This window comes from Melioribacter sulfuriphilus (genome assembly GCF_051488685.1).
Classification (GTDB): Bacteria; Bacteroidota; Ignavibacteria; order Ignavibacteriales; family Melioribacteraceae; genus Melioribacter.
In genome coordinates this window covers 174,595-188,320 of sequence record NZ_JBPSEH010000005.1, presented here as the reverse complement: position 1 = coordinate 188,320, position 13,726 = coordinate 174,595, and the positions used below count along the sequence as shown (strand labels likewise).

The following is a 13,726-nucleotide window of genomic DNA, read 5'->3' as shown; positions in this document are numbered from 1 at the left end:
GAGTTCATTTCTCAGTCATGGAAGTAGGTAATTGGGTGGACGCAGAACAAAGCACCGGCAGAATAATACACATTCCTAACAGTGTTGTTTTTACTACTCCACAGGCTAATTATGCAACAGGATTTGAATATATCTGGAATAAGATACCTGTACTGGTCACTTTTGAAAGCAACAAAAAGAATACGGAACACTTCAGCGAATCTGCTGAAAGACAGATAAAAGAAGCTGCAAAAAAGTATTTGATTTATTACACTAAACTAACACCAATAGTTTATGTGTCTGTTAAAGACAGCGGCATTATGCTCTCAATGAGGTATCTTACTCGAACACGTCAGCGAAGAGCCAGTGAAAATGATATTTGGCAAGCCGTGCTCGAACAATTCGCTTTACATGACGACATCGATTTTGCTTATCCCACACAAAGATTTTATAATAACTTACTTGAAGGTAAAGCGGGCACAAAACCCAATAGTCAACCAGGTGAGTAGCTTAATGACAAAAAAGTATTGGAAGCCCCTGGCGTCCGTTGTTATTTGGGGTGCTTCTTTTATTGCAACAAAATTCCTGCTCGATAGTCTGAGACCTTTGACGATTATTTTTGTACGTCAGCTCCTGGCTGTTATTTTGTTGTCGATCATTGCAATGAAAAGAGGAAGAACTTTCAAAATTAATTTTCACGACCATTCATGGATTTTCATTCTTGCGTTGATTGCTTCTTTCCATCTATGGATTCAGGTGACCGGCATGCAATATACAACGGCATCTAATACCGGCTGGATTATTGGCATTACTCCTGTTTTTATGGCTCTGCTTGGAATGATTTTCTTTAAGGAAAGACTCACTGCCGGGCAATGGAGTGGAATTTTGATTGCATTTTCCGGGTTGATCCTTTTGATCAGCAAAGGGAAAATAACGTCGATAAGTTTAATTGAAAATAGAGGGGATTTTTTAATACTTGCCAGTGCATTTACATGGAGCGTCTATTCTCTGGTTGGGAAAAAAATTACCCTGAACTATCCTCCATTGATGACGATACTTTATTTGTTTCTGTTCATGTCGTTGATACTTGCCCCCTTTACACTTAATGGCGAAAATGTTAATAGCCTTATTGTTTTGTCAGCTGAAAGTATTGCAGCGCTCCTGTTCCTCGGTTTCTTTTGTTCTGGTATCGCATATGTCCTATGGGCAGAAGCAATGAACGAAATGCCTTCTTCTCACGTAGGTGCATTTTTGTATCTGGAACCTTTTGTAACCGTCTTTACAGCTTGGATTCTTCTTTCGGAAAGAATATCTTTATTAACATTAATAAGCGGAGTGATAATAATTATAGGTGTAATTATAGTTAACAGAAAATAGATGAGAGAATAATGAGAAAATTTTTTGTATTATCCGCATTAATTAAACTGTTAATTAACTTCGGTTGCGGGGAGAATAGAATGAACGAAAGATGTGACTTAGTAATGTTAAACGGCGAAATTTATACGGTTAACGATTCATTGCCATGGGCTGAAGCTATAGCAATTAAAGGGGACAGAATTTATAAAGTCGGTTCGAATGATGAGATTAAGAAATATATTGGAGATTCGACCGTCGTAATTGATTTGAACGGTAAATTTGTAATGCCTGGATTTATCGACAGTCATGCTCATCTGGTAGGAATAGGAGAAAGTTTATTAGATATCGACTTAAGGGATGCAAAGAATTGGGACGAAATTATAGCAGCGGTTGCAAAAAAAGCAGATGAAATGCGACCGGGCGAGTGGATAATAGGGCGCGGCTGGCATCAGGAAAAATTCGATCCGAAGCCCGAACCAGAAGTTGAAGGTTATCCAGTTCATACGGATCTTAGCAAGGCGGTTCCTTATAATCCTGTAATGCTGATACACGCCAGCGGGCATGCAGTCTTTGCAAACGCAAAAGCTATGGAATTAGCGCACGTCGATACAATTATTTCCAATCCATCCGGCGGCAGAATTGTGCGCGATTCTAAAGGCAATCCAATAGGCGTCTTCGAAGAAAATGCTGAAAGTATTATAAGAAATGAATATGAAAAATATCTTAACAACAGAACTCAAAATGAACTCGATGAGATTACAATCAAAAAAATTAAACTTGCTTCTGAGCACTGTCTTAAAAATGGCGTGACCACTTTGCACGATGCCGGAGAAACTCTGGAGACGATAGAAATTATTAAAAATATGGTCGATTCGAATTCTATAAAACTTCGCCTTTATGTAATGATATACGATACACTCGAAAAATTGAAAGGTAAATTGAGAGATTATAAACTTATAGGCTACGGAGAAAATCGGTTAACAGTACGAGCCATAAAACAGTATATTGACGGTGCGCTCGGGTCACGCGGAGCATGGCTACTCGAACCGTATTCAGATCTTCCGGATAACTTTGGTTCGAACGTTACACCCATTAAAACTCTCGATGACTATTGCAGACTTGCTGCGGAAAATGGTTTTCAAATTTGCATCCATGCAATAGGAGACAGAGGCAACAGGGAAGTGCTTAATTTATATGAGAAGTATGCCAGCCAATATGAAGAATTCATGAATATGAGATGGCGAATTGAACATGCACAACACCTCAATCCGCACGACATTAAACGTTTTGCTATCTTGAATGTAATAGCGGCAATGCAAACAATTCATTGCACTTCGGATGCACCGTTTGTTACTGAACGACTCGGAAACGAACGAGCAACTTCAGGTGCTTATGTATGGCGAAGTCTGCTCGATAATGGTACCCTTATTTGTAATGGCACGGATGCCCCGGTTGAAAGGATTGATCCTATAGCTTCTTTTTACGCAGCAGTCACAAGGAAAAATAAAGACGGCATTGGATTTTATACCAATCAAAAAATGACACGCGAAGAAGCAATTAAATCATATACCATAAATGGGGCCTATGCTGCATTCGAAGAAAATTTAAAAGGCTCACTCCAGGAAGGAAAACTTGCCGATATTGTAGTTTTATCAAATAATTTGATCAAGTGTCCGGAAGAAGAGATTCTTAATACGAAAGTTCTTTACACGATTGTCGGCGGAAAAATTGTATATAAAAAGTAAAGCCGGGAGGCAAAGATGAGAAAAGTCTATAGTTTGATAATTTTGCAGGTACTACTTGCGCTGTTTACGTTTTCAACAGCTGAAGGACAATTGGCTATAAAACGGGATAGTTCGATAATTAAGATGATAAATAAAATATCTGCAGACAGTTTGAAGTCGTACGTAGTGAAATTGACTGAATTTAAGACGCGTCATTCGCTCAGCAGTCGTACTGACGAGAAGGAAGGAATTGGCGCAGCGGCAAGGTGGGTTAAAAGTAAGTTCGAGCAATTCTCAATTAATTCAGATGGAAGACTAATTTCAGAGCTCGATTTTTTCGAGGTCAAACCAGACGGCATAAGAATAGACCGCAAGGTTAATTTGATGAATGTTATTGGTACTTTGAAAGGATATGATGTTAACGACAGGCGCTTGATAATAGTTGGCGCGCATCTGGATTCGCGAGTAGCCGATATTATGGATAGTACCTCATATGCGCCAGGCGCAAACGATGATTTGTCCGGTGTAGCCGCCGTTCTGGAACTTGCGCGAGTAATGTCGTCGACAAAATTTCCGGCTACTATAATGTTTGTCGCTTTTACGGGCGAAGAACAGGGTTTATATGGTTCAAATCACCTTGCCGAAAAAATTAAATCACTCCAGGCAGAAGGTAAATATCGTTTGATTGCAATGCTCAATAACGATATGATCGGTAATACACTTTCGAGTCAAACAAAATTGAAAGATAATATTAACGTAAGAGTTTTTAGTGAAAGTATACCGGCAGTTGAATCGGATGAAGAAAAAAGAATTCGTATATTGTCCGGCTCTGATTACGACGGAATTTCTCGCCAGCTTGCAAGGTATATAAAGGAAGTAGGTGAAAGATACGTGGACCAAATAAACGTGAAATTAATTTTCAGGCGCGACCGATTTTTAAGGGGTGGAGATCATACTCCGTTTAATCGACATGGCTTTGCCGCTGTTCGTTTTTGTGAAATGAACGAAAATTATTTTCATCAGCACGAGTATGTAAGGGAAGAAAATGGAATTCAATATGGCGATTTACCTGAATTCATCGACTTTGAATATGCACGAAAAATAACGGCAGTTAATTGCGCCGTTATAGCCAACCTGGCACTAGCTCCGCCTCAGCCCGAAAATGTAAGAGTCGACGTTAAAAAGTTATCTAACACAACAATACTTACATGGGATAATCCTACAGGCAAAAAACCTTCTGGTTACTACGTTCTGATGCGGGAAACTTACATGCCATTATGGGAAAAGAAGATTTACGTCGAGTCTAATAGTATTGAATTACCTTACTCAAAAGATAATTATTTATTTGCAGTTCAATCGGTAGACGAGGAAGGACACGAGAGTTTGCCAGTTTTTCCCGTGCCCGATTTTTAGTCGATAACTTTTTTGACATCTTTTTCTTTACCGAAGAGAACAAGAATGTCGTTTTCTTCAACGATTGTTGTAGAAGTTGGAACGCCGTAAATTCGTTGTTTCGTCAGTTCTTCGCCGGTCGTTTCATCTTTTACTTTATACTCTCTTTTGATTGTAATTAAATTCAGATTGTAACGAATTCGCAGGTCGATTTCTTGAAGCGACTTGCCAATAAATGCTTTTGGGGCGCGTATCTGGAAGATGCTATATTCTTCTCCCAAAGAAATAAAGTCCAGTATATCGTCACTTATTAAAGTGTTTGCAACTTTATTTGCAATCTCGAAATCGGGTGAAATTACCTGATCGACTCCAAGTTTAGTCAAAATCTTTTCGTGTATCTTGGAAGTAGCTCTTGCAATAACTTTTTTAACTTTCATTTGAAGTAATAAAACGGAGGTAAGAATTGTGTCCTCGAAGTTTGTGCCCATCGAAATAATTACTGCATCCACTTTATCGACACCGAGCGACCTTAAAGCCTTTTCGTCGGTTGAATCCATTCTAACGGCATATGTAACTTTGTCCTTAATATCTTCAATAATTTCCATGTCGCGGTCGATAGCAATTACCTCCGCGCCCTTTTCTGCCAGTGAAAGGGCTACACTTAATCCAAAATCGCCCAGACCGATAACTGCAAATTTCTTGTTCATATCCATACCTTTAATTAAAGTATTGAAATGTTCTCATGAGGCAATTCGTAATAATCTTCTTTGGTGCCGGTCATAAATGTATAGAGGAAAGCCAGTGGACCAACTCTGCCGATAAACATAAGTAGAACGATTATTATCTTTCCTCCCCACGTTAATTCTGGTGTCAATCCCATCGATAATCCCACTGTACCAAAAGCGCTAAATGCTTCGAAAGCAACCTTTGTTAAGTCGGCGCGTTCTGTTATGGTCAAAAGAAAAATACCGAATGTAATGAAAAAAATCGATAGGCCTGCTTTTATTAACGCCTTTATAATAACTTCATTCGGGATTGCGCGGTTGTAAATGGAAACTTCTTTTTTATTTTTGAGAATTGCAATCGAACCATAAAATAAAAGCGCAAACGTTGTGGTTTTAACGCCGCCACCCGTACCACCTGGCGAAGCTCCGATAAACATCAATAGAAGAAACAAAACAGCTGTTGGAGTTGTGATTAATCCGAAGTCAATTGTATTAAATCCCGCTGTTCGAGCTGTTACCGATTGAAAATAAGATGCGTTAATTTTTTCGAATAAATTTAAGTTTCTCAAAGTATTATGTTGCTCCAAAAAATAAAACGAAACGGCTCCAAAAATAATTAGTAAGACTGTGCTGAAGATTACGATTCGTGTTTGTAGCGGCAGCTTTATCGATAATTTCCCCATCTTACTTGTAATGTTTTTGAGTCTCAAAAGTGAAATGATGGTGGGAAACCCCAAACCGCCGAGTATAATCAAAATTGTGATTGTTGTTGTAAATAAGTGATTGTAACGTACTGCAGGGTCCATTAAATTCATTGAAAAGAGGGAAAATCCAGCATTACAAAAAGCCGATATTGAATGGAAAATAGATATAAAAAGCGCGTCGTTAATGCTGCTAAAAGAGTTTCTACAACTGTAGAACAATACAGAGGTGCCAATAGCTTCGATGATAAAAGTAATTGAAAGCAAATAAGTTAATACTCTTGTTATTGCTCCTATATTTTCTTCTTCAAGCAAATCGTGGAGCAATATCCTTTCTTTAATACCGAGACCACCTGATAAAAATATGGCAAAAAATGTGGTAAAAGTCATCAATCCAAGTCCACCGATCTGGAAGAGAGCCATAATTGTTAATTTACCGAAGGTGGTAAAATAAGTAGCGGTGTCCAGTGTAACTAAACCTGTAACGCAAACGGCGCTTGTCGATGTAAAAAGTGCATCGACAAAAGTGATTTTGCCTTCGACGGTTGACGCAGGTAGCATTAATGCAAATGTTCCCACTATTATCGTAAACAAAAAGCTGAATATGAAAAGTCGCGAAGGATGAATTTTAGACTGAAGTAATTTGATATTGTACCTCAAAGTTCCCGATATAATCCCTACGACTATAAATATCTGTGCAAATACAATATATAAATAAGTTATGTTCTTAAGCTTTAATGCTGTCCCAATTCTTTCGACAAGACTTAAATTGAAAAACGATAATAATCCTTCCAGTAAAATGAGGGAGATTATTATTATTTCAAATTTGTGTGTTTTTAAATGGAGGGCTTTGTTTTCAGAAATATACAATTGCAGAATGTGATAGATAATGAATACAATGATAACTCCAATTGTGATAAAATGGAGAGTGCCAGCTTCGCTGCTTTTTATCTGAAAGCCATATTCTACAATTATCGAAGCTATCCCGAGCAGACTCGAAATGATTACAATTATTTTGGAAAAACGGGCAATATTTTCGCGTAATTCTTTTTTCAATTAACAGATTTAATTTTGTTTGCCACAGTTTGATTAAAATGATTTAACGACTCATCGTAAAATTGCCTATCAAAAATATAAAAATTTACTTCATAGGTGTTAGTGTTATCGAGAGCGTCTGATTTTTTCAGGAATACTTCCACTTTTTTTCGAGTATATAAATAAGGGTTAGAAAGAGCTGCTTCTTTCAGAATTTTTATAATTCGGTCATGTTCCATCGATGAAGGTAAATCAATATTTATTGTGATTTTCTGTTCCCGATTCCCGATGTTTATATTTTCTACCGGCTTGCTCAAAAAAATGGAATTTGGCAGCGATACATTCGAACCGTTGTCAGTAACAATTGTAGTATGTCTCAAATTTACTTCGACTACTTTTCCTGTATATTCCTGAACGTGTATTATATCTCCTTTCCCGAACGGAGGATTGTATGTCAAAATAAAACCTCCTATAAGGTTCTTAATTACAGGCACCGAAGCAAGAGCCATTGTAATTATAACAATTATTAATAATCCCAGAAGGATTTCTTTCGACATGTCAAAAATTAGATTAATAACTAAATATGCTATCAATATTATAGTTATTGCTTTCAATGCAGGAACTAAATGTGTCGAAAAGAGTGGTAATCGTCGAGCCAAAGTAGATTTGCTGCTTCTGTTCAGCAGGCGGAAAATTACAAAGGCAATAAATATCAGAAACAGGGCTTCAAGTAATGTTATAAAATCCACCGATTTGAAGATATCGAGTGCCCGCCGGGACTGACGAATTGGAGTTGAAATATGTTTCTTTGTATCAGGTGTTGCACGGACCGAATTTTTTATGATGACAGCAGAATCTTTAGCCTCCTCGATATTTGAAATGGGTGCCGGGCTCAATAGCGTATCGTGAATGGATGGGGCTGGTTTTAATACGCTCATTGTGTCCCGCATCTGCAGGCTGTCCTGCGATAGGACCTTGCCCGCCAACAGCAAAGTTAAAATGGTTATATAATATTTCGTTTTCACTAAATGATATTTCTCTTTTTTAATTCTCTTTCGATTAATTTGAAGAAGAAACGGTTTATAAAAAAGTGTGCAGAGCCAATACTCCATTCGTGCTTATCTATTAAATTTTTCGTGTAAAGATAGTCGAGTATTTCTTTCGAGTTGCTTAAAGATAAGTTAAAAAGAGCCGAGTGTTCTTCATAAGTTAAAGTGCCGTGAAGGACAATATTGAATAGGGTAAGCAAATAAATATCTTCAAGTTTTTCGAGAAGTCTGGATTCAATTTTTCTGGGTACTTTAATGAACACTCTATTGTCTTTGATTTCTTCGATGGAAACCAGCCAGAAAAACATAGCTGCAATAATGTTGCCTTCGGAAAAATCTTCGAGTCTATTAAAATAAAGCGAAGCTAATTTTTTTTGCTCGGCTTCTATCGATTTTGGTCTTACGAATTTTGACTTGAATTTGTATAATTCCGTTGGCTTAAATACAAGGTTATAACCAGTTGCATTGTGCCTTGTCGTTATAATTGTACGTAATTCTCTTTTGTGAAGTTCATTAACCATTATCTCTTTTTCAAATACACGCGTGTATTCAAAATTATCTCTTATAAATTCCCAGCTGTATTTATCGGAAGTACAGATCCACAGAGTGTTTTCCGAAGTAGAATTTATGAGGTAGCGCAATGCGTTCAATGCATCGTAACCTGAAATTTTACGCAGGTATAATTCGTTTAAACTCTCGAGCACAATTACTCTTTTGTTGCTTTTATCATTTAAAAGGAATACGAGTTCATTCAAAGAATAAGTGTGATTGTAGCCCAATTCTCTGCACAAAATACGCAATAGTTCGCGTTCTTCGGTTACTGTGTAAGTGAATTCGTAGCGTACGATGTTGTGTGTTTTTAAGTAGTTATTAATAATAAAATTTAACAAACTCGATTTGCCGCTGCCAGTTTCGCCGGCAATCAAAAGTGAAGACTTTTCATTTTTCTTGTGTCTTTCAATAATGTATTTAATCGTCTTTTCAACCTGGTCGAGTCCAACAAAAAGATTGTATGTATCAATCGGAGTTCCATCGAAAAGCTTTTTGTAGATAAAAGGAAGTTTCTCAATTTTAGATTTGTTAAACAACGTTTCAGAATCGCTATCGCCTCTCTCAATTTTAACAATGTTGTATTTTACAAGCAGATCGTTAATTACATATCTGAAATAAAGATTGTAATTCCGTTTTATGATTACTCTGTATTTTCTAATTAAATGTTTCAGTTCGTCTCTTATTTGATTATATGTTTTGAGCAACTTTCCTTTTTGTTCAGCTTTGGTCAGGTATGACTTAATGTCCCCGTAAGATTTTTTCATTATCAAATCGTTAATTGATTCAAGACTTGCGGAGACTCTCTCGGTAAGGCGTTTGTTGATATCCGTTTCAATGCGGTCGATAATCTTATTAACTTCATCTATACGGAAGGACATCTTTTCATAAAAAGAATTAGCCAGATTGACTGCCAGTTGTCTGTCCGATTCTGGTTTCTCTAATTCGTGTATTGCAGTATCGAAGTGGAAGTTAATAATAAGTAGATAATTTTTAACTTCTTCTGTTATAAGAGAAAATTGATTGACCATCAATTCGTTGATTTCGCCGATGTCTACAGAAAGTTTGTTGTGGAGAATTGTATTTGCAATAGATCGTATCGGAACGGATTTTAGCGATTGAAGTTTTGGTATTCTCTCTTCGAGTACCAGGTCAGCTTCTTCGAGAAGTTCGACGGTTTCAGGCAGTGAAGCTGCTATATTTTTGAAACGGCTTATAAAATGGTCGAAGAGAAAATCGATTTTTTTCCCTTCGCTTACTTCTTTTAATATTTTTAGTTGCTTTTGAATTACATTGATAAAATGGGATAATTTTTCTTCGTGAAATAGTTGTTCGAGTTCTTCGTTACTGAGTGAATCGATTTCGGCTAATTTCTTGCGAAAGATTTTTAATTCCTTCTGAAGCTGGGCATTTGTTTCGCGTATGTCTTTGTTGATTTCCTCCGATACACTAATAAGCGATTCAGCGAGTGTAACGTCAATGTCGACTTTCAATTTGTCGATATAAGCTTCTTTCTGGAAAAGTCCGATAATTCCAGCATAATAGATAGTCCAGTAGCGAATCGACAGAAGAGCCAGTTCTTTTGCGTTTTCGCTCTTTTCGAATACTTTCGAAAATCGGTATTGTCTTTCGTTAAATTCATACGTTCCAGCTATATGAAGTGTATCAATCAGTTTATTAAAAGGGTTGGCAACTGCATAAAAAAGTCGTCTTCCAATTTCTTCAACCGTAGCGTTTATTTCGTTTGTGTAGACCGTTATTGAAGAAGTCATCTGCTGGTGAATTTCGTCGAGCTTTTCGATTAGAATCATCGGCAGAGCAACGTTGTCTTTTTCATTTAATGCCGTCTCGAGCAATTGATCGAGTTCTTCGTTGGTTTGTTTATAAAATGTTCTCAAAATTTTCAGGGTCGTAAGTCTCTCTATTCCTACAAGATTGACCGACTCGAGAATTTCCTGCGAGGATTCGCCAACGAGATAATACTTGGTCAGGTTGCGGTATTTTATCCTTCTTTTGAGTTTATAATCTTTGTTGAATAATCGATTGACGTGTAGCTTCGAGCGAAGTAGAAATTTTCTCAGTTTGAGTAGAGTGCCATCTTCAGGCGACGATATGTATTTTTCCTCTTCGAGGTCCGCAAGGTATTCGTATTTTAAACCGTCTGTCAGATCGATGAAAGCATAAAACAGATCCCTGATTAAAGGTTCGAGATTGAGAATTCTTTTTTCAGTTTTCTTTCTTTCCTCGCAGAGTGCAATTAGCCATTCAGAAAGATTCTTTTTAACCTTCAAAATCTCCATTCGTATCTTAGAATGCGTGATTGCTGTGTCGCTTAACAGTTTTTTGAGTGACTGGTATTCATCCGAATATTTCTCAGTTAAACTAACAAGGAGTTCGAGTGATTCCTCGCCCCGTGACTGAATAAACTTTTTATCGAATTCCGAAAGGATATTATTTACCTTAATTAAAATATTATAGAGTGATTTATTGAGTTCCTCGTGTTTTAAGTCAGGTTCTCTGAATCTGGCTTTAACTTTTATTGGTTTTATATCCTTTTCAATTTTTTCTACCTGTAATTCTGCAGGCTGGATCTCCTCTGCCTGAGAAAATGATTTTGCTTTTGTTATTCCGATTTTAAATAGGACAGGTCCAATAAAAATATTGAGCGCCACAACTGATGTAATCAAATTTTTTAGTTCGTTTCCCAGGCCTGGTAATTTTTGACTAATAATTATGGCCAGTCCGAGCATCAATCCACCAATCGAAAGAAATCCCATCCAGCTGAATTTTGTTATTTCAAGCGGTTCACGCGTAGCTTTGGTTGCAAATGTGATCGAAAGATAGAAGGCGAGTGCTCTGACCAGTACGATAATAATTCCAATTACAATGGCTTCAGAAACAGAAAAAAGATTTAGAGAAGCTCCTGCGATAGTAAAGAAGGTAATAAATATTGGCAATGAAATTTTTCCGAGCGGTTTGTGAATTTGTTCGCCGTACTGACTGAAATTTTGAATAATAAAACCTGCCGTTACAAACGTGACGAGCATTTCCAGATGGAGCATCGATGCAATTTCACTGCCGAATACGACGAATGCAACTATAAACAAAAGTAATTCGCGGTTAATATACTTCATGTAGAGAAAGCCAGCAGCACCAAGAACTCCGCCAAATAGAAGCGAGAAAAGAAGTTCCTTTCCTAAAGTAATAAATGGCGATTCTGCACCGCCTGATATCGAGAGTAATGACGCCGAAATAGTTAGTACGATTGCAAGTAGTAATATTACGAGAATATCTTTTAAGATAGCCGTACTCAAAATTAAATCGACGAATCTACCTCTGGCTTTTAATTCGTTTGCAACCACAAGTGTTAGCTCTATTGACGTGCCAAGCGCAATTACCGATAGTATCAATCCCGAAGCTAATTTTAATGTCCAGTTTTCACCTGCTAAAAATGGTACGAATGGCGATAGGAAATAAACCGTGCCGGTAATCAACACGAAAATTGTAATTGTTTTGAATAGAAGTATGAGCAATGAAGATTTTAAAAACGATTTAATAGCATTTATTTTTAATTCGAGTCCAGCGGTAAGAGCAATTAACGCAAGGGTTACATTATTAACCAGACTTATATCATGAATCACCTGATTGTTAAAAATCTGAAGGATTTTTGTATCGAAAATAAAATGCGAATAAGGACCAAAAATAATTCCAATTAAAAGATAACCGATAACACGAGGCAATTTTATAAGGGCAAAAATTTCACCGAGAGCAAACGAGGCAATAATTAAAAAGCCAAGTACAGCGAGTGTCTTTGGATTTATAATGCCGGTCGATTCAACCTGGATTGTTTCGACAAATAAAAAAATCGAAAAGAGAATCGAAATAACTATAATTCTTCTCAGGACAGGGATCATTTTGCCGCTCCTCTAATTTCGCCGGCATCGACTAATAACCGCTTGGACAACCTGTAACTAATCAAACCAAAGAAAATCATGGACGTTAATATACAGCTTACGACCAGATTTGTGAATTCATTCTGATATACATTTATAAAATCGACGACCATTGCACAGACAATTATATCCTGAGGTAACAAGCCGAGTCCGATATTTGGCACCAGTTTATCCTTTTCGAATGACGAAACGTAAGCCAGATATCCTGCAAATCCCTTGGAAAAGAAGCGAATAAATATAAATGCCGCAGTTGCTACAACAAAGAGTATCAACGGCACAGGAATCCAATTAAAGCCAGCCATAATAACCACAAGAATACCGACTGGCTCACTTAATTTTGTGACTGGTTTTTCTATCTTACCGGCTATTTTAGAAAAATTTGCTAGTATAAAACCAAGAATGAAATTCATAAAGAGAGGTGATATATTGATGAAATAGCCGATTCCACTTGTAAATACTATCGTACCAATTATGGCGACAAAAAATTTGTTTTCATCTTCCTCTCTTCCAAGAAAAATATTCAGTAGAATACCGATTAATAAAGCCAGCACTATACTCGTTACAATCCATTCAATTGGCGATTTAATAAATGTGTTTGTAGAACCGATATGAACTATTCCAAAAAGAAGACCGAAAAGGAATATATTAATGTCCAGATTAATTTTTGTAGAAACGTCGAGCGCCGAAGAAATTTTACCGGTTAATTGATAACGATTTTTAATTGATTTGATCAGGGAGTTAGAGGAAACAGAACCCATCAGTCCAAGTGCTGCAGCTGCTGCCAGTGTATCTTCGAACTTTGAATCAGGAAAAAGATAAAAATGGAAAACTGCAAAAGAAATTCCACCTATAACCAATACCGTAGTTAATACATCGAAAATAGTTACGCGAATGTGTTCTGAATCGGCATTCTGAAAATCACTCACTTTGAAGCGAAGTCCGTATACAAGTCCTATAATTCCAGTTGCCGCCGCAATTCCGGGCGCCATCTGTCGCAGCATATTATCGTCAACCAGTTGGGGGATATTAAAAGCAAAGTTTCCATTCAACCAGTTAGAAAACGAAGGACCTAAAAGTATTCCAAGTAATATATATTCCAGTCCCGCCGGCAGAGAAACTTTTGTTAACAGTTTATCTCTGAACAGATTTGCACCTAAGAATCCCACAACAAGAACTATCAAAAAAATAAAGAGAGGCGACATAGCCTTATAATATTATTTCAAAAAATCACTCTTTAATTTAACGAAAAAAGTTGTTTTTTCT

At 37.0% G+C, this 13,726-nt stretch carries 9 protein-coding genes; 4 read left to right on the top strand and 5 right to left on the bottom strand.

Annotation, left to right across the window (positions count from 1 at the left end; genetic code table 11):
* Positions 1-17 precede the first annotated feature (17 nt).
* From ACSSV9_RS08570 to ACSSV9_RS08555, 4 genes are all read left to right on the top strand, one after another.
* The gene (locus tag ACSSV9_RS08570) at positions 18-488 is read left to right on the top strand and encodes a hypothetical protein (RefSeq protein ID WP_437346833.1); all 471 of its coding nucleotides are present in this window, start codon (positions 18-20) and stop codon (positions 486-488) included.
* Positions 489-492: 4 nt separating this feature from the next.
* Positions 493-1,356: a DMT family transporter gene (locus ACSSV9_RS08565; protein WP_437346832.1), complete on the top strand. Its 864-nt coding sequence runs from the start codon at positions 493-495 to the stop codon at positions 1,354-1,356.
* 80 nt (positions 1,357-1,436) lie between these two features.
* On the top strand, positions 1,437-3,080 hold the full coding sequence (locus ACSSV9_RS08560) for an amidohydrolase (protein WP_437346831.1): 1,644 nt from the start codon (positions 1,437-1,439) through the stop codon (positions 3,078-3,080).
* A 15-nt stretch (positions 3,081-3,095) separates the two neighbouring features.
* Positions 3,096-4,472: a M20/M25/M40 family metallo-hydrolase gene (locus ACSSV9_RS08555; RefSeq protein WP_437346830.1), complete on the top strand. Its 1,377-nt coding sequence runs from the start codon at positions 3,096-3,098 to the stop codon at positions 4,470-4,472.
* Here the strand turns inward: ACSSV9_RS08555 and ACSSV9_RS08550 are convergent.
* The 5 genes from ACSSV9_RS08550 to ACSSV9_RS08530 form a co-directional block, all read right to left on the bottom strand.
* On the bottom strand, positions 4,469-5,158 hold the full coding sequence (locus ACSSV9_RS08550; RefSeq protein ID WP_437346829.1) for a potassium channel family protein: 690 nt from the start codon (positions 5,156-5,158) through the stop codon (positions 4,469-4,471). The genes ACSSV9_RS08555 and ACSSV9_RS08550 overlap by 4 nt on opposite strands.
* 14 nt (positions 5,159-5,172) lie before the next feature.
* A complete protein-coding gene (locus ACSSV9_RS08545) occupies positions 5,173-6,933 on the bottom strand; it encodes a TrkH family potassium uptake protein (protein WP_437346828.1) in 1,761 nt (586 codons plus the stop codon).
* Positions 6,930-7,850: a mechanosensitive ion channel domain-containing protein gene (locus ACSSV9_RS08540; protein WP_437346827.1), complete on the bottom strand. Its 921-nt coding sequence runs from the start codon at positions 7,848-7,850 to the stop codon at positions 6,930-6,932. Before ACSSV9_RS08540 ends, ACSSV9_RS08545 begins: the two co-directional genes overlap by 4 nt.
* Before the next feature lie 86 nt (positions 7,851-7,936).
* Entirely contained in the window at positions 7,937-12,424 is a 4,488-nt protein-coding gene (locus ACSSV9_RS08535) for a cation:proton antiporter domain-containing protein (protein ID WP_437346826.1), read from the bottom strand.
* The gene (locus ACSSV9_RS08530; protein WP_437346825.1) at positions 12,421-13,665 is read right to left on the bottom strand and encodes a cation:proton antiporter; all 1,245 of its coding nucleotides are present in this window, start codon (positions 13,663-13,665) and stop codon (positions 12,421-12,423) included. The genes ACSSV9_RS08535 and ACSSV9_RS08530 overlap by 4 nt, the downstream gene beginning before the upstream one ends.
* Positions 13,666-13,726 lie beyond the last annotated feature (61 nt).